This is a genomic window from Vreelandella halophytica, assembly GCF_968193635.1.
Genome location: NZ_OZ309107.1, coordinates 969900 through 994982 on the forward strand (window position 1 = coordinate 969900; position 25083 = coordinate 994982).

A 25083-nucleotide genomic window follows, 5' to 3' on the forward strand; every position below is an offset into this window, starting at 1 on the left:
TATCAGCCTCTCACGCCTTACTGGGAACGACTTGTGCCTATGCCCTGCTTCTGAATACCGCCCCCTTTATCTTGCTGAAATAACATCATGTAAAAGGTCGGAACTAAAAGATCGCAAGGGTAATAGGTTCATTAATGTGCCCTCATGAATTGGAATTTTCAGCTAAAAGGTATACGTTTGAAGCGTGGTAACGGCTTGTTTTAATTCATTGTCGATGATTTTCTTTAGTTTGTAATAAACAAGTCAAAGTGGAGTCGTCTGGTAAATCGAGAGGTAATCAAAATGGCAGCAACGTTTCAAAGTGACCTGTTAAAAGGCCGCGTCGCCGTGGTGACCGGTGCCACCACCAACGAAGGACTGGGCGCCGCATCCGCCTTCTACCTGGCGAACCTGGGCGCGAAGGTGTACGCGCTGGGACTGGAGGCCGACAAGCTCGAGGTGCCCGCCGGGCTGGATGTTTCCGCCTTTGAAATGGATGTGACCGATGAACAGAAAGTAGAAAGCTTCTTCGCCAAGCTGGATCAGTTGGATATCCTGTTCAATGCGGCGGGTATTTGCCCGTCCGAGCAATACGATTATGCGCTGTACAAGAAGATCATGGACATCAACGTCAACTCGGCGTTTCATCTCAGCACGCTCGCCCAGCCGCTTTTGAAGGCCTCTGACCTGGGGAGTATCGTCAATACCTCCTCCATGTATGCGATATTCGGCTCGGATGCGTTCCCTGCCTATAGCGCCAGTAAAGGCGCCGTGGATCAGGTCACCAAGTCGCTGGCGGCGAAATACGCTCAGGACGGCATTCGCGTCAACGCGGTTGCGCCGGGGTGGGTGGCAACCTCGCTAATGAACGCGCTACCCGAAGAAGCGCAGAAATCGACGAAAGCACGTACGCCGATGCATCGCTTTGGTGAGCCCGAAGAGATTGCGCAAGTGGTAGCCTTTTTGTGCTCGCCCGCCGCCTCTTTTGTATCAGGCGCCATCATTCCGGTTGATGGGGGTTATTCGATTGTATAATTTCTGAGCATGACCCATTCAAGCCACCTTGATGGGCCGTTGTAACGCTCCAAAATGGATTTAAACGCAAAAGCCCTCTTGAGTGATAAAGAGGGCTTTTTGTCTTCCTGAAACGCCTTGTTCATCCGGGGGCAAGCGGCACATTTTCCCTCACGCTGCTGACAAGCGCTATTGGCACGGCACTCGCCATCGGCGCGGTTGGCAGCGCCGCCGCCGAGGAAACACCGGTATTTGATGGTGAGCTCTCTGACATCAATAACGCCTACCCGGTAGTACGGTTCGAGTTCAGCTCTCATCAGTTGGCGCACAAGACCCAGGCACTGCTCTATGAACGAGGGGGCAATACCGTCATCGTTATGGGCCACTCCACAGGCGGCATGCTAGCCACGCGCTTTACGCTGATGTACTCGTATCAAACCGAGCAGCTGGTGCTGGTCAACCCGATTGGCCTGGAAGACTGGAAAGCGCTGGGCGTGCCGTATCAAAGCATCGATGAGGGCTATGAAAGCGAGCTCGAAACCACTGCGGAGGGCATTCGCGACTACCAGCAAAGCACCTACTACGTGGACAATTGGGAGCCGGAGTACGACCGCTGGGTCGAAATGCTGGCGGGCATGTACGAAGGCGAAGACGGCGAGTTGGTCGCCTGGAACCAAGCGCTGACCTCGGACATGGTTTTCACCCAGCCGGTGGTGCACGAGTTCGGCGAGCTCGAGGTGCCCACGCTGCTGTTGATCGGCGAGCAGGACAATACCGCCATTGGTAAAGGCCGCGCGCCGGAAGACGTGCAGGAGGCCCTGGGCCACTACGACGAGTTGGGCGAGCAAACCCGCGATGCGATTCCCCAGGCCACGCTGATCGCGTTTCCCGAGCTTGGCCACTCGCCGTAGATTCAGGCGCCCGAGCGCTACCATGAAGTGCTGCTCGAGGGGCTGCGTCAACCGTAGTCTGAAGTCTGCAAGAAGAGCGACTCAGGAATCTCTCCTTGATGACGCTTGTTGCCCCATGTACGGCTTACTATCGAGCATGGGGTGAAAATCAAGTGTCGGTTGCTGCGGTAGGCTGAGGCTCTAGAGTCGGTTTTTCCGCCTTATCTTTAAATGGTTTGGCCGCAGGTTGGGTGATCAGGTAAATTTGTGCGCCAATGCTGGCTATCACCAGATTGGTGATCGCTGACTTGGCCAGTACATATAGCCAGGCATTGTCGTAAAAATCTTGCTTGGTCAGAAATAGGGAGCCGAATGCGATGACAGCCATCAGCGCCAGTCCGCCTAAAACAATGGGAATGGCGACATTGGTAAGTGTATTGAGCCGCTTGGCGATCAGGACGGTTAGCCAGATGGCCCCGCCAAATGTAAGCAATAGCAGGCAAAAACCACCGGCCATCAGTGTATATTGAGTTGCGTCTGCATAACTGATGTAAAATGAGTGGTTTGTTCTGGTAGAAGACCAAACCATCAGGCGTACTGCGACGGCAACAGCGACGCCAATGAGGAGCGTGAGTAGACAGTAGCACAGTGCCAAGCCGCCTTTCTTGATTTCATCAAGGTAGACTACGAGGCGTTTTATCCACCATAAACCGCCAATCACCATAATAATTCCAGCAGTTCGCAGCCAGAAATGGAATTTATCGCTCGTGAGCATTTTCGCGATCTTGTCTGGATGATCAAGGCTCCAGCTAAAAGGCCAGGCAAGCAGTACAGCCACTATGAGCAGGACCAATTGAGCGCGTAGAAAACGACCTAGAAATTCGATGCAATCCAGTTGCTTGACGTAAGGTAGTGTTTCTCGCTTGCGCAGGAGTGCATGTTCCGGAGCGATATCGCGCAGAGGACGGAGCTTGCAACCCATCGCCAACGCCAGGATACCGATAGCGGCTAGTCCCAGCAGCACGAACGTAGTATGCCCAATGAGTCGTGATGGGTCGTATGAATTCGCGAGTGCCAATAGTAGTCTGCCAAGAACGCCCAAAGAATAGGTGCCTATGCCAGCCAAGACGCCATAGAAACGACCAAATGCATTGATCCCTACTAGTAGATGCAGGAGCATTACTACGAGGCCCTCCAGCATCTGTGGCGCTAAATAAATGTCTAATATCCACTCTGGCCCAGTGGCTGTGTTGATATTGTTGTAAAATATGACTATTAATGCGTTAACCATGATACTGCCATACTGCAATAACAAGAGTAAATAAACAGCCAGCCAGTAACGGTGTCTATCAAGGCGGGGCTCGTGTGATGAGCGCAGCCAATAGAGTTCTTTCAAGATGTGAAACATGGTGGGCTCGGCTCGATAGATGTCATGGAGCGGTGGTTGTCTAGTGTTGACGGATAACCGTACGTGGATTATACGTTTTCTTCTCTTTTCGCGGACGTGTCAGGTGCTTGCGAAAGATGTTCTTCCTGTGTCGAGTCGGGCATCTCTTCTACCGGTACTACATTCAGCTGATAAGTGTCGCTACCTTGTTTATTCAGGTTCAAAGTATAGCCATCCGGTAGTTTTTCCAGATTGGCTCCCGCAATCTCAGTGATATGGCGTTCGAGCGTTGTATTTCTTTCATTGATCGCCTTGTTTTTTAACTGCTGGCCACCAAAGATCGCCAAGCCGGCCAGGGTCGCGATCGGTCCGGGGTACAGGAGCCAGAACTGCGTAAAAGTAGGTCCGGAATAGGAGACTTTGATGGAGCTCGGCCCGAAAATGATAATACACGCTGCGATGGCAAATACGCATCCCGCTATGATGAAGATCGTATTAGCCGCAGCGGAGAGCGAAGCGCTTTCATCAGTTGCTTCGAATTCTATAGGAAAGGCATCTATCGAGTATTTGTCCTGATTCTCATCCATGGGTATTACCTTGATATTGTGGTTTGAAGCTGATAGTGGTTTGAAACTGATAGTGCTTATGAACTGCGCAGAAGATTATATTAACAAGATTTCATGTATCGAGGGCAACCCTGCATTTAAAACGGTTTATACAAAATGTCGCTGATGTCATACACACAATCTTCATGAAGTATCTGACACCTCGCCTCGTATTGCGCTGACGCGCTAGCGCTCGTCCCTTTCAGCCATGCTCAGGCGAACAGTGGCAAAGCGAGGAATACCTTGGGGCGGATCAAGAGTATTACGAGCTTCGTCAAAAGACGCATAATCTCATTGAGGGGAGGGATGCCTGGACGAGCCTGCTTCGTTCTATTGCTCATTTCTCCGTACGTTGCGCATGCTATCAAGCGTTAACCCAAAACTGGGAGGTTTCTGTGTGGATATGGGAAAAATTCAGGAAAAAGCGCGCTCTCGATTCGTACATCAAGCAGCTGCCCAACATACTGTTGAATGATTATGGCCGCTCTGGAGGGTGCAACCCAGAGCAGATCAGACGCAGTATCGAGCGCTCGGGATTGAACGCTCAATACGTGCACTATGCGCTTGCCATATACGCAGATCCGTTCAAGTTCTGGCATGGTCAGCCTGCGATGGCGATAGGGTTTGATTACCACACGTTATGTCAGGAAGTCGGTGACCGCTACTTCAACGGCAATGCCGATTTTAGCGCCAGCGATATCGCGAAGTTCTATTCGAATGACGACAGCAGTGTTGCGGGAGGAAGCGACGGCGGTAGCGATATGGGAGAGGGGTGCGGTGGCGGAGGTAATGGCGGTTCCGGCCCTTGAGTGGCGGCTGATTCAATGTCGCTTTACCTACGCAAAAGGTAGGGGCTTGGTAACGATCGCTACATCACTTTAGACGATGACGATTGGGCAAATGTAAGGTGATATGTCCATTTTTGAGCCTGTCCTCTAGAATTATCGAACACTGTTCGTGTATGGTCTGTTTAAATTATACTTTAAATGCGGGAGTGGACCATGTATCGGTGGCTGATAGTACTTGTTTGTATGTTACTTGCGGGTTGTACCGTGAAGCTCTGGAATGAAGAACCCGAGCGGGTCGTTAATGTCAACGGCTTCTATGTGAACACGGAAACGAACGATGTGGTGATCACGACTCGTCGAGAAGCCTATTTGTTTTCCGGACAACAACAGCTTGGCCAAGCGCTGCTGCTCAGTCGAGAGGTCGAGTTTGCACCCGGATTCAGCTATTTCACCCTTACGAGTTCAAACGCGGTTACCGGCAGCGTAGCGCTTACGCTTCGCGAAGAGACCCCCTCAGATGAACTTATCGATCAATTGACTGCGATTGGCTTTACGCTGGATGAGGCGGGCGATCACTATCAGTTGATGAGTTCGTTAAAAGGCGAAAGATATATCATTGAAGGTGATTTACCACTTCAAAAACTCGAAAACGAGTACCCGGTGCGCATGAAAATGCCCACTACTCCCCTCGATACTGCCGGCCGTGTGATTGCAACACCTGTCGCCATAGCCTTCGATGCAGCGACGATAGCGGTCGTGATACCGCTTTATGCACTCTTTGCGGTGTCATACGGTATTCATGGCCCTTAGATCTTGAATTCAGGATCAAAACTTTATCGTAGCGGGCTTTTCGCCAGTAGTGATCGTTGTTGATGCGGTGGGGGCGGTTCCTCTTGTCTTCATGACTTATAGGATGAATTACCACGAGATGGCGATGCGACGAAAGTAATGCCACCTAGGAAAATGTCAGTGGAGAGAGTTAATGATTACCCCGCTATTCCTCGATACCCGCGATGGCCGCCATTTTTCAATCGACGCCCGCGACGCTATCGAGCGGGTTTGCTTCGAGATCGAGCCCAAGGTTCGGGCGCACTTGCCGGTGCTTGCCGATGACATCGAGCTCGCCTGCCAGACCGGCAAGACGGTGATTCCCGAGACCGGCGAAATGGGGCTGGCGATTTCTGCCACGCGAGTCGGCTGGACCGTCGATGGTGAGCGCCCGCAAGGCGTGGCCGACATCGCCCGCCAAGAGCTTGGCTATACGCTGTTTCATGAGCTTCATCACTTGGCCCGGGGCTGGGTGATCCATCGTGACGAGCCGCGCACGACGTTTATGGAGGGCGTGATCAGTGAAGGGCTGGCCACCGTGTTCGAGCGTGACGTAGGCGGGCGGCGCACGCCCTGGGGCGACTACCCGGCTAACGTCAACGTGTGGGTCGAGGAGCTGCTGGCACTGCCCGTGACCGCGCCCTATTTCCAGTGGATGATTCGCCACGACGACGGCCGGCGCTGGATAGGCTATCGCGCGGGCACCTGGATTGCCGAACGCGCGATTCGCGCCAGCGGTAAATCCGCGGCGGCACTGGTGAACGTACCCACCAATGAGATTTTAGCGATGGCCGACGTCGGGCCTGAACCCCCGCGCGTTGCCGGTACCCTATAGCGACTTAAAGCGTTGGCTCAGGCGAGTAACATTCAAACGCCCGCTTCGCGGCTCAATCCCACTTGGGCGCCAGGTTTTCAGGAATGCGCGTCGTTTTGGTGGAGCGCGTCAGCGGTATATCGCCCAGTTGATGCTCCCAACGCAGCGCTACCTGGGCGGCGGTTTTGGTAAAGCGTGTTCATCGCATGTAAGTAAAAGGAATACGAGTTTGATAACGTCGGTCATACAGGAAGAAACTACCGGCTGCGGCATTGCCTCCGTCGCCAACATATTGGGTAAAACCTACCCGGAGATGAAAGCCACCGCCAATGCGATGGGCATTCACGCCGAAGACGAGTCGCTTTGGTCCGACACTCAGTACGTTCGGCGAATGCTGGCGCAGGCGGGGGTTACGACCTCGCCGCAGGAAATCCCGTTCGACTGCTGGCAAGCATTACCGGATTTGGCGCTATTGGCGGTTAAACCGCACCAAAGGGGCGGCAAGCCCTTCTGGCACTGGGTCGTGTTCAAGCGTGAAGAGGGCCAAGCCGTGGTGCTGGATTCCGCCAGCTATCTGCCCGCCAATGTACGCACCGACTTCGAGGCCATGCACCCGGCATGGTTTATCGAGGTAACGCCGCCGTAAACACTACGCCGTTAATCGAGAAAAACGATGAACATAGAAAAAGCCGATAAAGCCCACTACTCGGCGCTGATTGCCTTGTGGGAAGCCTCCGTGCGCGCCACCCACGATTTTCTCGTCGAAGACGATCTGTTGATGCTCAAGCCGCTCATTTTCGAGCAGTTTTTCGATGCGGTAACGCTGCGAATGATACGCGCGCCCGGCGGCGAGGTCCTGGGGTTCAGCGGCGTAAGCGATGGCAAGCTCGAAATGCTCTTCATCGCCCCCGACGCGCGAGACCAAGGCATCGGCAAAGCGCTGGTCGAGCACGCCGTTCAAGAGCAGGGCGTCGGCAAGGTCGATGTGAACGAGCAGAACGTGCAGGCGCTGGGTTTTTATCAGCGGCTGGGCTTCAAGGTGGTGGGGCGCTCACCGGTGGATGGGCTGGGCAAACCTTACCCGCTACTACACATGGTGCTTGGCTAGCGGGCGGTGACGGCGGCGGCAATTAAGCAAAGGGTAAGCCTTGAGCCCCAAGCTATGAAGGCTTAATCCGCGCTGGGAAAGTCGTATTAGTGCCGGATTAATCGACAAAGCCATGGACGGTAGAGAAAGTGAGGAGACACTTTGCTACAGAGCCCGCGTGCCGTTTTACCTGACTAGCCATTGTGCTCGCCCACCCCAATCATTGCCGCTTGGGGGCGGGCCGTTTATCTGTAGTTTCTTTTAGGCTGACTTTGGCTCAGTCAGAGGCGCGCCCTCTGTTTCATTGGCAAGCTCTGCCGCCAGGGCGCTGGCTTTTTCGAAGGCGTCGGCCACGGACTGACGATGGCGCTCGTCGTTGAACTCCTGGTACTCAGCGCTGATTTCATAAAAGGCCTCGACGCCCAGGTATTTGCTCAGTGTCTTGATATGCGGGCCAAGGTGGTTCATGTGCTCGCGCACTTCGCCCGGACCAAACCCGAACTCCCCGCAGGAGCTAATCAGCACCAGGGTTTTACCGGCCAGAATCGGTTTCATCGGATGGTCGCCGCGCGCCAGGTCGAAACTGAACGTTTTGTTGATACGTATGATCTGGTCGAACCACGCCTTGAGCGGGGCGGGCATCCCGTAGTTATACATGGGCGACGACATCACGATGATATCCGCCTGCGCCAGCTCTTCGATTAGCTCATCGGAGAGTGCCAGCGACGCACGCTGCTGTGTATCCTTTTGCTCGTCAGGGGTGAACACCGCCCCTATCCACGCTTGGTCGATAAACGCTGGCGGGTGAACCCCTACGTCGCGATAGATCACTGCATCCTTTTCATTCGAGTGCCGCCATTGATCCATGAATGCCTGAGCGATCCGTTTGGAGATCGAATCATGGCTAGGGTTAGGGTTGGAGGCTTTACGAACGCTTGCGTCGATGTGGAGTAGTGTGCGCATCTTGGGTTCTACCGGTAGTGGATAAGAGCCATCATGCTGGGCGTTCAAGACGCGTGCGACAAATGACTTGAATACCCGAAAGATGAGTTAAAATCAGCTGAAAGTAGTCGACAATGGCAGGGTGAGAATGATGAAGGTGTCACTGCACGCGATAAAGGCCTTCGAGTCTGCAGCGCGTTTGGGCAGTTTTAAAAAAGCGGCCGATGAGTTGGCGATCACGCCCACCGGAGTATCCCACCACGTGGCCAACCTTGAAAAGCGTTTGAGCGTTCGGCTGTTTCACCGCCAAAATCGCCAAGTAGCGCTGACCGCCGAAGGCCAGCGGCTCTCAAGCGCTACCACTCAAGGTCTGCAAACCATTCAAACTGTGCTCGATGAGCTCAAGCTGGATGCCTCGCGTATCCGGGTGGATACCACCTCTTCGTTTGCTGCACTGGTGCTGATCCCCCTGCTTTATGACTTTCACCAGAAGCATGCGCCGCTGGAGGTAGAGGTTTCGACCGGTGAAACGATCGGCTCGCCCATAAGCCAGTTGGCAGTCCGCTTGGGCGACGCTCGCCAGGTGGGCGCAGATCGCATTGTGAAAGAGGAGCGCTTTGGCTTGTATGCCGCGGCCTCGGTAATCGAAAAGATGACCTGTAGGCAAGCGAGCACCGTATTCATGACGCGATGGAAAAATGACCGCTTACCCTCGCCGCCCTGGGCCGAGTGGCTCACGAAAACCGCAGTGCCACCCGAGACGTTTGTGATCACTTACTTCGATCAGGAGTTGTACGGCATACATCAAGCGATAGCCGGCAAGGGGCTGGTATTTTGCTCGCAGACACTGGTGGCTGGGTACCTAAATACCGGTACCCTCAAAGCCGTTTCAAACCACCTGGTTGACTCGAACCTTTGCTATTACACACCCGTATCTCACAGGGATTACAGCCTGAATATTCAAGCGCTGATCGAGTGGCTAAAAGCGTCCATTGGTTAAAAACCTGCAGGCCAATGCGTTCTAATGTGCTCCTCGCGGTAGCCGCTGGGCTTAGCGCTGGAGCGCATTGAAGGAGACGCTACGAATGAGCGCCGTCACCGCCATGCCTTTTTTCAACCCAAGCGCCTCGAAGGCGTGGCGGGTTAGCCGGGCGCGCAGGCCAAAGCGGCCAAGGCGCAAGAGAAGCTCGACCGAGTGGGGCGTCTCGGGTAGCGTCGCGGTGTCCTCGATGATGGCTGGCAGCTGGTTGCGAAAGCTGGTGTCGGCCGGCGGCGTCAGGGCCAGGGCGATGTCGCGGGCGGGAATGCGTACGCGCACGCGGCTACCCACCGGGGCGGCGTCGCCGGGCAGCACCAAGCGGTGCTGCTCGTCCAGCGCCAGGCAGGTCAAGCCGTAAGCATGATCGACGGATTCGACGCTACCTTCCAGCAGCGAGGCCGCATCGAAGCCGCCGAGTAGTGAGGTCAAATCGAAGCGCTGCAGCAGCGTGTCCAGCGTGTCGCTTGCCACCACGCGCCCGGCGTTCATGACCACCAGGTGGTCGGCAATGGCGGCGATCTCATCGGCGTCGTGGCTGACGTACACCACCGGAATGTCGACCTGGCGGGTGAGCCTGGCGATATAGCGCAGAAGCTCGTCCTTGCGCGCGCCGTCGAGCCCAGTCAGCGGCTCGTCCATCAGCAGAAGCTGCGGCTCGCTCAGAAGCGCCCGGCCGATAGCAACCCGGCGCGCCTCGCCGCCGGAGAGCGTGCCGGGCATGCGCTCCAACAGCGCCTCGATGCCCAGAAGCTCGACGACGTCATCGAAGCGCTCCGGCGCCGGGCGGGGCATACCGTAGGTGAGGTTGCCGCGCACCCGGTAGTGGGGGAAAAGCCGTGCTTCCTGAAACACCACGCCGATACGCCGGCGGTGAACGGGCGTACAGCGGCGTAGTCGGGTATCCAGCAGTGTCTGCTCGCCCAGGGTGATCGTTCCCGACCTGGGGCGGTCCAGCCCCGCAATCAGGCGTAGCAGGCTGGTTTTGCCGCTGCCCGAGGGGCCAAAAATGCCGCTCACCCCGTTGGCGGGTAAGTCCAGAGTGGCGTCGAGCTCGAATTCGCCCAGCGTTTTGGCGACGCTGAGCCTTAGCCGCCTGGCGGGGTTCGTGGACATCGGATTAGCCATCACGTTGTTGCAAGCGTTGTCGGGTGCGCCGGGCCAGCCACTCCGAGGCGATCAATGAGGCCAGGGCGATCACGATCGAGATCAGGCAGAGCCGCGCCGCGGCGCCCTCCTGGCCGGCGGATTGAATCAGCGTATAGAGCGCCAGCGGCAACGTGCGCGTTTCGCCGGGAATGTTCGAGGCGAAGGTGATCGTGGCGCCGAACTCGGAAAGCGCCCGAGCGAAGGCCAGCACGGTGCCGGTCAGAAGCCCGGGCACGGCCAGCGGCAGCGTAATGGTGCTGAAAACCCGCAGGCGGCTGGCGCCCAGCGTGCTGGCGGCGGCCTCGAGCTTGGGGTCTACCGCCTCGAGGGAGAGCCTGAGCGCCCGGACCAGCAGGGGAAACGCCATGACGCCGCTGGCCACGGCGGCTCCTTGCCAGGTGAACGGCAGCGACACCCCCAGCGTGGCATATAACCACGCGCCGACCACCCCTTGGCGGCCCAGCGTGACCAGCAGCAGGTAACCCACTACCACGGGGGGCAGCACCAGGGGGAGGTGAATGAGACCATCCACTAACGCCTTGCCGCGGAACTCGAAGCGGGCCAGCCACCAGGCCACGGCGATACCCGGCGGCAAAATCCACGCCACCGCCGCCCCGCCGATCAACAGGCTAAGCCGTATCGCTTCCCACTCGGCGGGCGTCAGGCTCATGGCATGTCGGTGTCGGTCGCGAAACCGTATTCGCCAAAGATGGCCAGCGCCTCGTCGCTTTCGAGCCAGGTCCGTAGCGTTTGCGCGGCGGTCGCGTCTTTCGAGGCATCGTCGGCGCCGATGAGCGCGACGGGGTAGGTGATGGGCTCGTGGGTATCGGCGGGAAACAGTCCCAGGGTATGTACCCGGGGGCTTGCCAGCGCATCCGTCTGGTACACCACGCCCACCGGCGCCTCCTCGCGTTCCACCAGAGCAAGCGCGGCACGTACGTCGCTTCCCCGCGCCAGCCGGGGCGCTAGCGCTTCCCATTCGCCCAGTGCTTCGAGGGCCTGCCGGGTATAGATGCCCGCGGGTACGTGATCCGGGTCGCCGACGGATAACCGCTCGCTGTCCGCCAGCAGGGTATCGATGGTGCCATCCTCGCCGGGCGTGAAGGCGGCCGGGTTCTCGTTGCCGGTCACCAGCGCCAAACGGTTGTGCAGCAGGTCCCGGCGCTCGGTGAGGCCGATGCCTTGCTCCTCCAGCCAGTCCATCCACTCGACGTTGGCGGAGAGAAACACCTGGGCGGGGCTGGCGTTGGCGATCTGGCGCGCCAGCGTCGACGATGACGCGTAGACCGGGGTAACGGTAATGTCGTGGTCGGCCTCGAAGGCGGCGATGGCCTCATCCATGGCATCGGTGAGCGAAGCCGCGGCGGCCACATGAACGTTGTCCGCCGCCTCGGCCGACAGCGCAAACAAGAGAAGCAGCGGCGCGGCCAGCGGCGGGCGTGCAAGAAGAGGTTTCATCGTGATCAGCTCCCGCTATTTCCGTTTGGATATAGCGGAGAGTAGCGGCAATAACGGTCAGGATCAAGCCAGTCCGTTCGATCGAGAGCACGCTCTATGGGTTAGCCCTCCTCACCGGTAGGAGCTAGAAGTGCCAGCAATGCCTGGGCATCTTCGCAGTGCTCGGTGGCCCGCTCCAGTGTGCGGTAGTGGCGAATCACCAGCGCGCCGAGCTCGGTGAGTTGGGCGCCCCCACGCTCGCTACCGCCGGCATGGGTGGCCACCAGAGGGCCGGTAAAATGCGCGTTCATGGTATCGATCAACTGCCACGCTTTTTTATAGCTCATATCGAGTTCGCGCCCGGCGGCGGAGATCGACCCCGTTTGGTCGACGGCTTCCAGAAGGCTCACCTTGCCGGGCCCGATGATGACATCGCGGTGCAGCGCCAGGCGCAGTTGAAAGGTGGGGGCGGGGTGGTGGGTACGGGTCACAGTCGGCTCCGGAAAAACGCAACCTCGCCAGTGTAGCAGCCGCCCGGGCCGGGGTAGAGTGGGCTTGCCAACAAGGCGGCTTAGTGGCGCGGCTGCCTATAAAGCCACCAGGTGTCGTACCCGAAGGAGTAGGCGGAGGCGATCAACGCGCTGAGCGCTAGTAGGCTCGCCGTCATGTGGGAGGTGAGCGGCGTAAGCGCGAGCAATAGCGCCAGGACCTGCCAAACGCACACCGCTTTACGCCGAAAGCTCGCAAAAAGCGGCGCCTTGAGCCAGTCAAGCCGCCAGCCTGCCAGCACGAACAGATAACGCATACCGCCAATGAGTAGCACCCAAGCGCCGAGGGATTCGAGCTGCAAAAGGCCGATGCACAGCAGCAAAATCATAAGCGCATCGAGCTCCATGTCGAAGCGGGCGCCAAAGTGCGAGTGGCTGTCGGTTTTGCGGGCCACGAACCCATCGACACCGTCGAGCATCAAGGAGGCCACGGCCACCGCAAGCCACAGCCAGATCGCCTCGATAAAGGCGTCACCCGCCAGCGCGCCGGCAATGATCGCCACTAAAACACTCCGCACCAGCGTGACCCGATTGGCCCAGCCAAGCGGCCCGCAGCGCCAGAAATACAGGGTCAAACCGGTGATTACGCTATATATCGCCGCGGTCAGCCCCCAGGTCGCTAGCGACGGTAACAAAAGGGGGAAGCACGTACCGATCACGACGAGAAGTAATGCCCCCAGGGCCAGTTCGAACGCACTGTAAAGGCGTTTGAATAGCCCTGCTGCGAGGGTATCGGTCAAAAGTGGCATGGCAACTCACAAAGCGGGCAAGGCCGCATCTATGTTCTATGTTGTGTTCCAGGTCGTGTTCTATGTTGTATGTTTATATTTTGAAAATATGATCTTTGTATAAGTTTTTGGCTTTGTCTATACCTGTATAAAGGGTATGTTGATGAAAGACCGGCTGGGTTTGTCCGGCTTGTCGTCATCTAAACTAAGCCAGGCTAAGGTTAATGAAAAGAACTCATGACGTTGAAAAGTGATGAAAACCTGGCAATGCTTAAGCGTTGGACAATAAAACGCATTATTCACAGGGAATCGAATCTATGGCGCTGATGGAAACGGCGGATGCCTTTTGGATCAAGCGCCCCGGCGTGGGCGAAATTCAGTCTGAACACCTCGCCCCCTTGAGCGAAGACCAGGTTCAGGTGCGCACGCTTTATAGCGGCGTAAGCCGGGGAACGGAGTCGTTGGTCTTCAACGCGCGGGTGCCCGAGAGCGAATACGCCCGGATGCGCGCGCCCTTTCAATCCGGGGATTTTCCAACGCCGGTCAAGTATGGCTATTGCAACATCGGCGTGGTCGAAAAGGGCCCCGAGTCGTTGCTGGATCAAACCGTCTTTTGCCTTTACCCGCACCAAACCCGTTTTGTCGTGCCTTCAAAGGCGGTCCTGCCCCTGCCCGACGCCATCCCGCCCTCGCGCGCGGTCCTCACCTCCAATATGGAAACCGCCATCAACGGGGTGTGGGATGCCAACCCCCGGCTGGGCGAGAAACTTTGCGTCGTGGGCGCAGGGGTAGTGGGGGCGTTGGTGGCTTATCTGTGCGCGCAGATCCCGGGTGTGACGGTGCACCTTATCGACATCAACCCGGAGCGCCGCGTACTTGCAAAGGCGCTGGGTGTCGATTTCTGCACCCCGGAAGACGCGCCGGCCGACCAGGACTGCGTGATTCATGCCAGCGGGCACGGCGAAGGATTGCGCCTGGGGCTGGGCCTCTTGGGTAGCGAAGGGCGCTTGATCGAAATGAGTTGGTTTGGCGAAGGCGAGACATCGCTTGCCCTCGGCGGCGCCTTTCACTCCCAGCGGCTTTCCATCAAGGCAAGCCAGGTAGGTCAGCTACCCGCCGCGCTCAAACCGCGCTGGGATTACCGCCGGCGGCTAACGCTTGCGCTTTCCCTGCTCGCGGACGCCCGGCTTGACCACCTGATCAGCGGTGAATGCTCGTTCAACGAGTTTCCCGCTTTGGCGCCCACACTTTTCGGGCCCGAAAGTCGGACGCTTTGCCACCGTATTCACTATACCTAATCGGTTGATCGCCTTACGCGTTCAATCCCTGGCCCGCACATTTTAGAAAAGGAACTTTCATGTACCGTTTATGCGTTCGCGACCATTTCATGATTGCCCATAGCTTCAAGGGCGAGATTTTCGGCCCGGCCCAGCGCACCCACGGGGCTACTTACGTGGTCGATGTCGCCTTCAAGCGCCCGGAGCTTGATAGCGACGGGCTGGTGATCGATATCGGCCTGGCAAGCGACACCGTGAAAGAGGTGCTGGCCGCTTACAACATGCAAAACCTCGATGAAGTCCCCGAGTTCAAGGGCAAAAACACCACCACCGAATTCATGGCCGGGGTGATTTTCAATGCGCTGGCCAAAAGCATCAAAGAGGGCAAGATGGGCACTACCGCCCAAGGTATTACCCATATGGAAGTGACGCTTCACGAATCCCATGTGGCCTGGGCAAGCTACGAAGGCGCCTTATGAGAAAGCGCTTTACCCTGGTCGTGGCGGGCTCGCTCGATCAGCGTACCGGGGGCTATATGTACGATGCCCGCATGGTAGCTGCGCTTCGCGAGCAGGGCTTCGAGGTAAACGTGGCCGAGCTTGCCGGGCGCTTCCCGGACGCCTGCGACGAGGCCGCGGGCGAACTCGCCCAAGCGCTGAGTGCATTGGGCGGTGGCGAGCGGGTGATTATCGACGGCTTGGCGATGGGTAGCCTTCCGGATATCGTGGCAAGCCACGGTGCACGGCTGGATATCACCGCCCTTGTGCACCACCCGCTGGGCGATGAGCAGGGGCTGGACGACGCGGCGCAACGGCGGCTACACGCGAGCGAGCTTCAGGGCCTGCAAAGCGTGGCGCGTATTATCGTCACCAGCCGCTTTACAAAGCGCCGTCTCGAAACGCTGGCGGATGAATACGATGTGCCCTTGCGCGCCCCCGTTACCGCCGTCGAGCCCGGGGTGGAGCCCGCTCCCGTTAGCCCGGCGCCTGCAAGCGGCGAGCCGCTACGCCTTTTATGCGTGGCTACTCTGACCCCACGCAAAGGCCAGGACGTACTGGTCAAGGCGCTGGCCGGGGTCAGCGCTACCCAATGGCAGTGCGACCTTTATGGCGGCAAGCGCGACTCGGCTTTCACCGCCGAGGTCGAGGCGCTGATCGAGCGCCACGGATTGAACCAGATCACCCTGCACGGCGAGTGCGACGCCGCTACCCTCGAGGCCGCCTACCAGCACGCCCACGCTCTGGTGCTGCCCTCCTGGTACGAAGGCTACGGCATGGTGGTCACCGAGGCCCTGGCCCACGGCTTGCCCGTGATGACCACGACCGGCGGGGCGCTGGCCGACACCTTGCCCGCCAATGCGGGTATGAGCGTAGAACCGGGCAATGTCGCAGCGCTTAATGAAGCGCTCGAGGGCTTTTTAAGCGATGAAGAGCTGCGCGCGCGCCTGCGCGAAGGGGCACTCGCCGCGCGGGATGCGCTTGGCGACTGGCAAGCGGCGGGGCAGGCCTTTGCAAACGCGCTTGGCCGCCCGGCTGCGCTTTCGGCGGGCAGCGAATTTGGTGCCGATTGGCTAACGCTTCGGGAAAGCGCGGATTTCAAGTCGCGCAGCGCCGAGCTTGCCAACAAGGCGGGTCGGTGGCTCGAGGAGCAGCCCGGCGAGCCGGTGATTGCCGATCTGGGCTGCGGGCGCGGCAGCAGCATGCAGTTTCTGGCGCCACGGCTTCCCGGGGCGCAAAGCTGGCAATTACTGGATCACGACGAGCGCCTGTTAAGAGAGGCTCAGCGTCGGGCCGAGGCGCTAACGAGCGCTAGCGGCGAAGCCGTCAAAGCGCGTATTCACTGTGCCTCGCTCAGTGACCTGGACCACGAAGCGCTGGCGGCGGCAAAACTCGTCACCGCCTCGGCGCTTTTGGACCTGGTCTCCAAAGAGTGGATCGAAGCGCTGGCCAAGCGGTGCGCGGCGCAGAAGCAGGCGCTTTTAGTGGCGCTTAGCGTCACCGGTCAGTGGTGTTTCGTCGACCCGGCCGGCGAGATGCTCGAAAACGATGAGGATCGCTGGGCGCTGGCGCTGTTCAACGCGCACCAGCTTCGCGACAAGGGCCTTGGCAGCGCGCTGGGCGCCGCCGCCCAGGCCGAGCTCGTCGAGGCCTTGAACGCCCACGGCTTTCACGTAGAGCAGGCCGCTACCCCTTGGCAGCTTAGGGCCGGGGACCCTGAATTCGCTCCCATGATGTGTTCGCTGCTCGAGGGCTGGGCCGAGGCGATGACCGAGCAGGCCCCCGTAGAGGCAAGCCGCATCGCGCAGTGGCGCGACGCGCGCCTGGCCATGGTCAGAGCCGGTGAGCTAGGCATCTGGGTCGGGCACCAGGATGTGCTCGCCTTACCGCCCGTAAAGGCGTAACGCATGGGCGTAGTGGCGTGGCTTAAAACCCCTTGGGTGCAGCGCGGGCTTATCAGTGCGGCACTACTGGGCGCGGTGGCGCTTTGGGTAAACCCGGGCGAGGTGGCCCGGGAGGTCCAGCGGTTATCACCGATGTGGATGGCGCTGGCGCTGGCGATTAGCGTTTTGCAGGTCATGCTAAGCGCCTGGCGCTGGAAGTTCACCGCGGATCTGGTGGGGGTGCCGCTGCGCTATGGTTACGCGCTGCGTGAGTACTACCTGGCGCTTTTGGTCAATCAGCTGCTGCCGGGGGGCGTGCTGGGCGACGCCGGGCGTGCCCACCGCCACGCGACCCAGTCGGCCTCCAGAGGCGGCGCCTGGCGCGCGGTGCTGCTCGAGCGCGCCTCGGGCCAGGGCGCCGTGGCGCTTTTGGTCATACTGGCGCTGTGCGCTTCGCCGCTTTGGCATCGCGCGCTGGGGGCCACCGGGTTTTTGCTGTTGGCGGGGGGCGTGATCACGATGGCGCTTGGTGGAGGGGCGTTCGCGTTTTGGCTGAGCCAAACCCGCACCTTCGAGCCACCCGCCTGGTGCGCTACCTTCGGGCGCGATATTCGCCGCAGCTTGCTCAAACGAGGCGTTTGGTACTGGCAGCTGGCGTCATCCCTTGCCATTGTTATGAGCTACGGTTTGGTCATGGTGTGCGCTGCACGCGCGATCGGTATCGAGCAGAGCACCTGGAGCATTCTGGCCCTGACGCCGCCGCTGCTGCTTGCCATGCTGGTGCCGCTCTCCATCGCCGGCTGGGGGCTTCGCGAGGGAACGGCGGCGGCGGTCTGGCTGTGGGTCGGGCTGCCTTCGGCCCAGGGCGTGGCCATTTCGCTGGCCTACGGGGTGCTGGTCATGCTTGCAAGCCTGCCAGGCATTTGGGTTGCCCTTGGCCAGCGCGGCCAGGCGACGCCGTCAGGTAGCGCTGCTGGCCAGGCAGATGTCAAAGAGCGTGTCGTCCCCGCAGGGGAAGGTGCGCATACGCGGGCGCAGCGCGCTCTCCAGCGTGTCGATCGGCGTCATTTGAAGACCCGGCCGGCCCGAGCCAATCAACAGGGGAGCCACCAGAAGATGCAAATAGCCAATCGTGCCGGCTTCGATGAATCTGGAAATCGTGATGCCACCGCCTTCGACCAGAATGCGACGATAGCCCAGCCCCCGCAGAAGCGCCACGACATCCGTGGGGTCGAACTGGCCGTTCGCGTTCAAGGGCAGCTCGCACTGGGTGGCACGGGTGGGGCGCCGCTCGCCCCCGGCGCCGATGATGTGCAGCGTGGGAGGCGCTTCGCTTTGCAGAAGACCCAGCGTCGCGGGCACGCGCCCGCGCGGGTCGATGATCACGCGGACCGGGTGCGCGCCGCTCACGTGGCGCACGGTGAGCTGGGGGTTATCGGCGGCGGCGGTGCCCGCGCCCACGACCACGGCGTCCGCCAGCGCCCGAAGCCGGTGCAGGTGAACCAGGCTTTCGAAGCCATTGATATAGTGCGAATGACCGCTTTCGGTGGCGATACGCCCATCCAGGCTTTGTCCCAGCTGGGCCAGCGTCCATGTCTTTTGCCCGGCCAGCGGCGTCAGGCAGGTCAGAAGTGCCTCGGCCTCGGGGGTGACGCGAACGCCGTCCGGGCAGTGCCACCCGCCTTCGCCGGAAAGCATGATGGGGATGTCACTAGCGGCGTCGTTACGCGTGGCGAGCAGCCACTGCCAGGCGTTATCGACGTCGATAACGGGGCCAGCCGGCGCAAGGCCTATCAAACCATCGGAGTCGGGCATGACGCCTCCCAGGAAAAATCAACGTTGAATCATGCCGGGGCCACGCGCCCAACGCAAGCGTACCTTGCTCGCATTACCAGGCAACCAGGAGGCCTACATGTATCACATTGAACGCGCTATTTTCGACATTCGCCGCGGCTTGCCCGTGGTGTTGAAGACCGGTGGTCAACGCTTGCTGGTGCAGGCACTGGAGGGCAGCGTTTCAGTCGATACGTTATCCACGCTTTCCGGCTCGCGGCCGGCCATGATATTGACGCGCCACCGCCTCGAAGCCATGGGCATGTCGCTCAAGGCCGAGGCGGCGTGTCTGCCGCTTGCCGAGCAGGTGAGCGAAAGGGATCTCCATCGCCTTGCCGTGGCCAAGGGCGAGGAGAGCGCTTCAAGTCTGTTGACCGGATTAAAGCCGGCCGGGGTGGGCGAGCGCGCCGCGGTCAACCTGATGCGCCGGGCGCTGCTCATTCCCGCCGCGCTCTGCGCCGAGGTGAGCGACGCTCAGGCCAGCGCCATCGACGAGCAGCTCGTGCAAGGCAAGCTTTTGGAGGTCGACGCCGAGGAAGCCGAACAGTGCCTGGCCGGCGCCCCGGGCATGCTCAAGCGGATAAGTGAAGCGCGCATCCCTCTGGAGGACGCGGTGGAGACCCGTTTCGTGCTGTTTCGCGAGCCGGACGGGCTGCGCGAGCACGTGGCCGTCGTGATTGGTGATCTCGAAAAAATCGAAGGCGCGGTGCCACTTCGCCTGCACTCGGCCTGCCTGACCGGCGACCTGTTCGGCAGCCTGCGCTGCGATTGCGGCGAGCAGCTCAGAAATGCCGTGGCGGGTATCGAGGCGATGGGCGGCGGAGTACTCTTGTACCTGGCGCAAGAAGGGCGTGGTATCGGCCTTGCCAACAAACTGCGCGCCTACACCTTGCAGGATGGCGGGCTCGACACCGTCGACGCCGACCAGGTGCTCGGCTTTGGCGATGACGAGCGCCAATACGCCGTGGCGGTGGATATGCTCCGCGCGCTCTCGATCGACAAGGTACAGCTTCTGACCAACAACCCGCTTAAAATCCAGGCGTTGACGGACGGCGGGGTCGAAGTCGTCTCGCGCCAGGCCGTTTATGGCAGCGTGACGGATCAAAATCACCGCTACCTGAGCGCCAAGGCCAACCGCGCGGGGCATTTGCTCGACGACGTGCTGGAAGGCCGCGGCCGCTAACCAAAGTAAGCGCTTGCACCGGCCGCCAGTAAGTGCCGCTGGCGGCGTTTTAATGCGCCTTTTGAAAAGCGCGAAGCGTGGCGGTTTCCGCGACTACCTGGGCGAGTTGGGCCGCGTAGTGCTCCACCAGGCGCTGACCCAGTGCCGCCTCGGCGCCGGTAGCATCGCCGGCTACGCCGTGCTCGCTCAAATCCTCCCCCAGCCAGGCAAACGCTGCGGCCCCCTCGGGGCCGAGCAAATGCTCGGGCTCTCTAGGCTGCGCTGGCGGGGCGGGCGCGTAGTCTTCTAGATGTACGAGCGACGGCGCCAGGTAAAGCATCATGGCCGTCTCCAGCAGGCCGCCGTGCAAGCCGTAGCGCAGCTCGTCAGGGTCGAGGGCGGCCTCCAGCGGCGGAAGGCGCGTATAGGTGGCTTTCACCACGCGCATCGCAAAGCGCTTGCGCAGCGTCAGCGCAGCCAGGTCCATGACCGCCTTGTTACCGCCGTGGCTATTGATCCAGACCATCTTCTTGATCCCCGCGCGCGCGACGCTTTCCCCGTAGGCTTCGAGGGTGGCGATTGCCGTCGTGTGGGGCAGGCTCAGCGTGCCGGCAAAGTGGCTATGCTCGTCGCTGGCGCCCACGGCGATCGGCGGCAGGCAAATGACGTCTACGGCCGAATCCAGCACGTCCAGCATGGCGCTTTGCAGTCCCTCGCCAATGATCAGGTCGGTAGCCAGCGGCAGGTGCGTGCCGTGCTGCTCGATAGCGCCCAGGGTCAAAACCGCCACCGGATCGCGGGCGGCGATCTCTTTGAGCTTTGGCGCGGTAAGCGCCTGCCAGTGAACAATCATGCCGCTCCTTGTGCGTTATTAGGCGTTTGAGGTCATTAATGGGTGGTCCGCTCGGCAGGCGTATAGATCGCCAGAGGCGAGCCCGTCGGCGCCTTCGGCGAGCCATTGGCGCAGCGCCGCGGCGGTTTGCCACTCGGCAAAGCGAAAATCGCGCTGCTCGCCGGCCACGGCGTTGAAGCGGTAGTCACCCAGGCGCTCGATCTCCACGACGCAGGCGTGGCCGACCTGAAGTACACCGGCCACGAATTCCACAGAAAGCGCCGCCACCGGGTGGTTGAGCCCCTTGAGTACCTCGGCTTCGAAGCCTTCGACATCGATCTTGATAAAGCAGGGCAGCCCAAAACGCGCGATGAGCTGGTCCATCGTGGTCACCTCGACGCGCAGCGTCTGCTCCCAGGCGATGTGCTGAAAGCCCGGGTTATGCGTACCTATTTGGCTGCGCCACTCATGGGCCAGGGTAGAGAGCGTGGGGTTGGCGGCGCTGATCGCGATATCCGCGTGGCCCGCCTCGGGGCCGGCGGCCAGCGACAGCAAGGTGATATCGTCATGTTTGAGTACGCGCCGAAACCACTTGGCCAGTGCTGGCTGAGGCTCGAGAGCCACGACTCTGGCGCCCAGCGCTCGAAACGCCGCGCTGCGATCCCCCAGGTGCGCGCCGATATCAAACGCCACCTCGCCTGGCGTTATGAACGGGCGATAGAGGCGCCTTAGCCCTTTTTGACGGCCAGGGCGCCAGTAGACGATTAGTGAACGCGCTACGCCGCCGGTGCTTTTGAGCCTTTGCAGCAGCGAGTGCGCCATCAATGGGGCTCTTTGGCCGAGGCGTCGACGATTGGCTGCTTGTCGAATCGACGAAACGACTGGCGGGGCATATCCCCCAAAAGCTCGCCAGGCAGAGGGTACGTGGCACCCTCGAGCGGCGTCTTATGGGCGTACTCATCGCCGCTTCGCGCGCCCAGGGCGGCGAAGTCGTTCAAAAGCGCGGGCTTGAAGGTAATGCTGGGGGTTTTCAAAAGGCCCAGGCGGTGGCTGATGACCCCGCCCCAGGTACCGCTGCTTGAATACTTGACGATCGGCGCGGCGGCGATCAAGCCAAACCAGGCCGGGGCCAGCCAGGCAAACGCATGAGGCGAGAAGAGATACATCACCCCGGCCCAGGCGACACCGCATACCGTCATCCAACCGGTATGCCACCAGGCCTCGCGCCAGGCTAGTGAGCGCTCACCCCGATGCTGGGTTTGCCAATCGACGGAGCGGCCCAGCAGTACATTGAAGATGAAAAGACTGTGCCAGGCCATCATCAGCGGTGCGATGAGGGCGGCGAAGAGCAGTTCGACCAGCACGCTGACGACGAGCTTGAAGCGCCCACCAAAGGCCCTGGGAGACTGCACGAGGGTCAGCAGCAACCCCAAAAGCTTGGGAGCGAGCAGCATGAAAAGCGTGACCGATAAAAGCCCGAGCGAGAGGGGTGTCGGCAGGGCATGGCCCGGGGTGGCGGTCATGGCCTGAACGCATACCAAAAGGCTGGTGCACACCAAAAGCCCCAGCCACACCACCGAGGAGAGATAGGCGAAGGCGCCGAATAGAAAATGCAGGCGGCTGATCGGGTGAAAGCCGGCGCCGGTCAACAGGCGAAGGTGCTGCAAATTGCCCTGGAGCCAACGTCGGTCGCGTTTGGCAAAGTCTAAAAGGTTACTGGGCATCGCCTCGAAGCTGTTGTGATTGGCGCCGGTAGGCGGCGCCTGGGACGAGACCGCGGTGGTCGCGCCGGTATCCAGCAATACTTTCCAGCCGCCGCGCTTCAAAAGCGCGGCTTCCACGAAATCGTGGCTCAATAGCTCGCCCCCCAGGGGCGCCTTGCCCGGCAGGGCCGGCAACCCCGCATGCGCCATGAAGGCACGGGTGCGAATGATGGCGTTATGCCCCCAGTAGTTGGCCGCGTCTCCTTGCCAAAAGCTTTGTCCGGCGGCCAGCATCGGGCTGTATAGGGCCGAGGCCAACTGTAAGCATCGGCCAAACAGCGTGTGCTGGCCAACGGGAATGGGAACCGTCTGAATGAGCCCGACATTGGGCTCACGCTGCATGCGGTGCACCATGTGCAAAAGCGTGGCGCCACTCATCAGGCTGTCGGCATCGAGCACCACCATGAAGTCATAGCGTCGCCCCCAGCGCCGGCAGAACTCGGCGATGTTGCCCGCCTTGCGCCCTTCATTGTTTTCGCGGCGGCGGTAGTAGACGTTGATTTGACCGGCCAGGCGTTGCTGTAACGCCGCAACGTGGGCCGCTTCTTCCTCGGCCTGGGACGGATCTCGCGTATCGCTTAAAATGAAGACGTCGAAGTGTGGATGAAGCTTGTTTTCGCCGCTTTCATCAGGTGTTGCGTCCTGGGCGTTGGCTTGACCCAAAAGCGAGCGACAGGTGGCCTCGAGACCGGCAATGGTCGGAATCGGCGGCTCGGCGTAGATCGGCATCACCAGGGCGGTTTTACTGACCAGCCGGTAGGCGTTCGGCGGGGCCGGGCGCTGGCGTCGAAGTGTCAACGGGTCCAGGCGAAGCGCGCAGATGACGAAGCCACACACCGCTCCCCAAAAGGCCATGGCGATCCAGCCAAAGGTAAGCACGAACAGGGTCAGCAGCGCGATTTGCCAGCCCAGGGCTAAATCGGCGACGACTCGTGCCATCGCTAAAAAACCTAGCGCACTCGAGCCAAGCACCGCGAAGGCGTAAAAGGCGCGGCGGCTTCCAAGCCAGGGGATACGAACATCGGTATTGAGTTGTTCAGACATCGGGGTACCACACGTAATTCCAGGTTTCGCTAATCGGTTCGCCGTTCAATTCAAGCCGTAAACGGATGTCGGTGGCGGCATCGGTCGGGATACGGAAGCTGGCGCGCCACCGGTTAGCGGGCAGTGCCAATACGTGCGATTCGCGCACATCACCGGTGCTGGTCTCGATAAACAGTTCGATATCCGCGTCTTGGCTCAAGCCATCGAGCTCGCCGCCTTCGAAATCCACGATGAACTGGCGCTCCTCGCGCACGGCGCTCGCTTTCGTAATACCCACCTGCCCCTGGCGGGTGCGAAAAACCCGGGCCTGGGTGTTGGCTTCGGGCGCCTCGTCGAGGGTGTAGGTGCGGTAGTGCAGCGGGCGCGACTCGCCGGCGTTCAATGGCGCGTCTGCCACCCAGTACGCGACGATATTGTCGTGGGTTTCGTCCGGGGTCGAGATTTCGATCAGTTCCACATGGCCCGAGCCCCAGGCTTGCAGCGGCTCCACCCATTGGCTCGGCCGGCGATGGTATTGCGCCTCCATATCCAGGTAGCGGTCGAAGTCGCGTTCGCGCTGCATCAGACCAAACCCCGCCGGACCCTCGTCACTGAACTGGGAAAGGCGTAGCGTGTCCGGATTGCTGAGCGGGCGCCATATCCACTCGTCGCCGCCGGTATGCAGTAAAAGGCCGTCGGAGTCGTGGACCTGGGGACGAAAGTCGTCGGGCGGGTTCGATGTGACGTCGCCGAAGGCGAACATGCTGGTGAGCGGTGCGACGCCGAGTTTATCGATATCGTCGCGGGCGAAAAGCTCGGCCTCGACTTCCAGGCCGGTTTGCTCGCCCGGGGTGAGCGTAAAGCGATAGGCGCCGCTTAGCGAAGGGCTATCCATCAGCGCTAAAAAGGTCAGGGTAGTGTCGCCTTCATCGGGTTTGAAGAACCAGAATTCGCGAAACTCGGGAAACTCCTCCTGCTCACCGGCGGCGGTATCGATGGCAAGCCCCCGCGCCGAGAGCCCGTAGGCCTGGTCGCGTCCTGCCAGGCGAAAATAGCTGGCGCCCAAAAAGACTGCGACCTCGTCGTGATACGCTTCGCTATTGAGCGGGTAATGCAGGCGAAACCCCGCGTGGTCGCTACCGGACAGGTCGTCCTTTAACAGGGCCTGAGCCTCACCTTCGTAGATATAATCGTCACTGGTAAAGCGCAGCCGCTCGACGTTGTCACCGTCGATGACGTTGAGTTTCACCGGATGTAAAAACAAAAATCCGCTATGAAAAAGCTGCAGTGAAAACGAGTCGTTTCCGCGCCAGTAGGCGCGCTCGGGATCGAAGCGAATCTGGCGGTAGGCATCGTAGCTTAAGTTCTGCAAGGCACTGGAGAGGCGCGGCTTCGGCGGCTCGTAAGGCGCTGCGGCCAGGGTTTCAGCGCGTGCGATCACGTCGTCGAACGGGGCGTCGTTTGCTTGAACAAGCGGGGCGTTAGCCACGCCCAACGCCACGATCCATTTCGCGCCAAGGCGACCTTTCATGAATGAGTTCCCTTCTTATAAAGGCCATGATTAATCGAAAACCAGGCTTT

Annotated in this window: 26 protein-coding genes and 1 pseudogene; 13 read left to right on the plus strand and 14 right to left on the minus strand. The window is 60.0% G+C overall.

Going from position 1 to position 25083, the window contains the following annotated elements; translation table 11 throughout:
* The first annotated feature begins 282 nt into the window (after positions 1-282).
* Positions 283-1014 carry an SDR family NAD(P)-dependent oxidoreductase gene (locus tag ACWHXT_RS04555; protein ID WP_447957417.1) on the plus strand — a complete coding sequence of 244 codons (732 nt, stop codon included), beginning with the start codon at positions 283-285 and terminating at the stop codon, positions 1012-1014.
* Here ACWHXT_RS04555 and ACWHXT_RS04560 read toward each other — a convergent pair.
* Positions 999-1379, minus strand: a complete 381-nt coding sequence (locus tag ACWHXT_RS04560; RefSeq protein WP_447957418.1) for a hypothetical protein — start codon at positions 1377-1379, stop codon at positions 999-1001. The genes ACWHXT_RS04555 and ACWHXT_RS04560 overlap by 16 nt on opposite strands.
* Positions 1380-1391: 12 nt before the next feature.
* Between ACWHXT_RS04560 and ACWHXT_RS04565 the strand changes: the two genes are divergently transcribed.
* Positions 1392-1904, plus strand: a complete 513-nt coding sequence (locus ACWHXT_RS04565) for an alpha/beta fold hydrolase (RefSeq protein WP_447957419.1) — start codon at positions 1392-1394, stop codon at positions 1902-1904.
* A gap of 148 nt (positions 1905-2052) precedes the next feature.
* Here the strand turns inward: ACWHXT_RS04565 and ACWHXT_RS04570 are convergent, their stop codons facing one another.
* Positions 2053-3291, minus strand: a complete 1239-nt coding sequence (locus ACWHXT_RS04570) for a hypothetical protein (RefSeq protein WP_447957420.1) — start codon at positions 3289-3291, stop codon at positions 2053-2055.
* Between the two features lie 68 nt (positions 3292-3359).
* Positions 3360-3857, minus strand: coding sequence for a hypothetical protein (locus ACWHXT_RS04575; protein ID WP_447957421.1), 498 nt, complete (start codon positions 3855-3857; stop codon positions 3360-3362).
* 413 nt (positions 3858-4270) lie between these two features.
* Here ACWHXT_RS04575 and ACWHXT_RS04580 point away from each other — a divergent pair, with 413 nt between their 5' ends.
* The 5 genes from ACWHXT_RS04580 (at position 4271) to ACWHXT_RS04600 (ending at position 7413) form a co-directional block, all read left to right on the plus strand.
* Positions 4271-4684: a DUF6559 family protein gene (locus ACWHXT_RS04580; protein ID WP_447957422.1), complete on the plus strand. Its 414-nt coding sequence runs from the start codon at positions 4271-4273 to the stop codon at positions 4682-4684.
* A gap of 192 nt (positions 4685-4876) precedes the next feature.
* On the plus strand, positions 4877-5473 hold the full coding sequence (locus ACWHXT_RS04585) for a hypothetical protein (RefSeq protein ID WP_447957423.1): 597 nt from the start codon (positions 4877-4879) through the stop codon (positions 5471-5473).
* Between the two features lie 172 nt (positions 5474-5645).
* On the plus strand, positions 5646-6326 hold the full coding sequence (locus tag ACWHXT_RS04590) for a DUF2268 domain-containing putative Zn-dependent protease (RefSeq protein WP_447957424.1): 681 nt from the start codon (positions 5646-5648) through the stop codon (positions 6324-6326).
* Positions 6327-6534: 208 nt separating this feature from the next.
* Positions 6535-6951: a hypothetical protein gene (locus ACWHXT_RS04595; protein WP_447957425.1), complete on the plus strand. Its 417-nt coding sequence runs from the start codon at positions 6535-6537 to the stop codon at positions 6949-6951.
* 27 nt (positions 6952-6978) lie between these two features.
* Positions 6979-7413, plus strand: a complete 435-nt coding sequence (locus ACWHXT_RS04600; protein ID WP_447957426.1) for an acetyltransferase — start codon at positions 6979-6981, stop codon at positions 7411-7413.
* A 240-nt stretch (positions 7414-7653) separates the two neighbouring features.
* Here ACWHXT_RS04600 and ACWHXT_RS04605 read toward each other — a convergent pair whose 3' ends face one another.
* On the minus strand, positions 7654-8355 hold the full coding sequence (locus ACWHXT_RS04605; protein ID WP_447957427.1) for an FMN-dependent NADH-azoreductase: 702 nt from the start codon (positions 8353-8355) through the stop codon (positions 7654-7656).
* A gap of 130 nt (positions 8356-8485) precedes the next feature.
* On the opposite strand from ACWHXT_RS04605, the gene ACWHXT_RS04610 reads away from it, so the two are divergent.
* Positions 8486-9334: a LysR family transcriptional regulator gene (locus ACWHXT_RS04610; RefSeq protein WP_447958007.1), complete on the plus strand. Its 849-nt coding sequence runs from the start codon at positions 8486-8488 to the stop codon at positions 9332-9334.
* Between the two features lie 51 nt (positions 9335-9385).
* Here ACWHXT_RS04610 and modC read toward each other — a convergent pair whose 3' ends face one another.
* The 5 genes from modC to ACWHXT_RS04635 all read right to left on the minus strand — a co-directional run bounded on the left by modC (position 9386) and on the right by ACWHXT_RS04635 (position 13253).
* Positions 9386-10486: a molybdenum ABC transporter ATP-binding protein gene (modC, locus tag ACWHXT_RS04615; RefSeq protein WP_447957428.1), complete on the minus strand. Its 1101-nt coding sequence runs from the start codon at positions 10484-10486 to the stop codon at positions 9386-9388.
* A gap of 4 nt (positions 10487-10490) precedes the next feature.
* The gene (gene modB / locus ACWHXT_RS04620) at positions 10491-11189 is read right to left on the minus strand and encodes a molybdate ABC transporter permease subunit (protein WP_447895406.1); all 699 of its coding nucleotides are present in this window, start codon (positions 11187-11189) and stop codon (positions 10491-10493) included.
* A complete protein-coding gene (modA, locus tag ACWHXT_RS04625; protein ID WP_447957429.1) occupies positions 11186-11977 on the minus strand; it encodes a molybdate ABC transporter substrate-binding protein in 792 nt (263 codons plus the stop codon). The genes modB and modA overlap by 4 nt, the downstream gene beginning before the upstream one ends.
* Positions 11978-12078: 101 nt before the next feature.
* The gene (locus ACWHXT_RS04630; RefSeq protein WP_447957430.1) at positions 12079-12447 is read right to left on the minus strand and encodes a winged helix-turn-helix domain-containing protein; all 369 of its coding nucleotides are present in this window, start codon (positions 12445-12447) and stop codon (positions 12079-12081) included.
* A gap of 80 nt (positions 12448-12527) precedes the next feature.
* Complete coding sequence (locus ACWHXT_RS04635) at positions 12528-13253, minus strand: CDP-alcohol phosphatidyltransferase family protein (protein ID WP_447957431.1); 726 nt, start codon at positions 13251-13253, stop codon at positions 12528-12530.
* Positions 13254-13549: 296 nt separating this feature from the next.
* Between ACWHXT_RS04635 and ACWHXT_RS04640 the strand changes: the two genes are divergently transcribed.
* From ACWHXT_RS04640 to ACWHXT_RS04655, 4 genes and pseudogenes are all read left to right on the plus strand, one after another.
* Positions 13550-14530, plus strand: a complete 981-nt coding sequence (locus ACWHXT_RS04640) for a zinc-dependent alcohol dehydrogenase (RefSeq protein WP_447957432.1) — start codon at positions 13550-13552, stop codon at positions 14528-14530.
* Between the two features lie 59 nt (positions 14531-14589).
* Positions 14590-14988, plus strand: a complete 399-nt coding sequence (locus ACWHXT_RS04645; protein WP_447895411.1) for a 6-pyruvoyl trahydropterin synthase family protein — start codon at positions 14590-14592, stop codon at positions 14986-14988.
* Positions 14985-16910, plus strand: a complete 1926-nt coding sequence (locus ACWHXT_RS04650) for a glycosyltransferase (protein WP_447957433.1) — start codon at positions 14985-14987, stop codon at positions 16908-16910. The genes ACWHXT_RS04645 and ACWHXT_RS04650 overlap by 4 nt, the downstream gene beginning before the upstream one ends.
* 3 nt (positions 16911-16913) lie before the next feature.
* Positions 16914-17780 (plus strand): annotated as a pseudogene (locus ACWHXT_RS04655) (lysylphosphatidylglycerol synthase transmembrane domain-containing protein); the annotation flags it as partial.
* A gap of 69 nt (positions 17781-17849) precedes the next feature.
* Here ACWHXT_RS04655 and ACWHXT_RS04660 read toward each other — a convergent pair.
* Positions 17850-18704 (minus strand): RibD family protein, encoded by an 855-nt coding sequence (locus tag ACWHXT_RS04660; RefSeq protein WP_447958008.1) that lies wholly within the window; start codon positions 18702-18704, stop codon positions 17850-17852.
* A 97-nt stretch (positions 18705-18801) separates the two neighbouring features.
* On the opposite strand from ACWHXT_RS04660, the gene ribA reads away from it, so the two are divergent.
* Complete coding sequence (ribA, locus tag ACWHXT_RS04665; protein ID WP_447957434.1) at positions 18802-19905, plus strand: GTP cyclohydrolase II RibA; 1104 nt, start codon at positions 18802-18804, stop codon at positions 19903-19905.
* A 49-nt stretch (positions 19906-19954) separates the two neighbouring features.
* Here ribA and ACWHXT_RS04670 read toward each other — a convergent pair whose 3' ends face one another.
* The 4 genes from ACWHXT_RS04670 to ACWHXT_RS04685 are packed head-to-tail and all read right to left on the minus strand — an operon-like array spanning position 19955 to position 25033.
* On the minus strand, positions 19955-20737 hold the full coding sequence (locus ACWHXT_RS04670; protein ID WP_447957435.1) for a creatininase family protein: 783 nt from the start codon (positions 20735-20737) through the stop codon (positions 19955-19957).
* 18 nt (positions 20738-20755) lie between these two features.
* Positions 20756-21538 carry an FkbM family methyltransferase gene (locus tag ACWHXT_RS04675; RefSeq protein WP_447957436.1) on the minus strand — a complete coding sequence of 261 codons (783 nt, stop codon included), beginning with the start codon at positions 21536-21538 and terminating at the stop codon, positions 20756-20758.
* Positions 21538-23523: a glucans biosynthesis glucosyltransferase MdoH gene (gene mdoH, locus ACWHXT_RS04680; protein ID WP_447957437.1), complete on the minus strand. Its 1986-nt coding sequence runs from the start codon at positions 23521-23523 to the stop codon at positions 21538-21540. The genes ACWHXT_RS04675 and mdoH overlap by 1 nt, the downstream gene beginning before the upstream one ends.
* Complete coding sequence (locus ACWHXT_RS04685; protein WP_447957438.1) at positions 23516-25033, minus strand: glucan biosynthesis protein; 1518 nt, start codon at positions 25031-25033, stop codon at positions 23516-23518. The genes mdoH and ACWHXT_RS04685 overlap by 8 nt, the downstream gene beginning before the upstream one ends.
* Between the last annotated feature and the right edge of the window lie 50 nt (positions 25034-25083).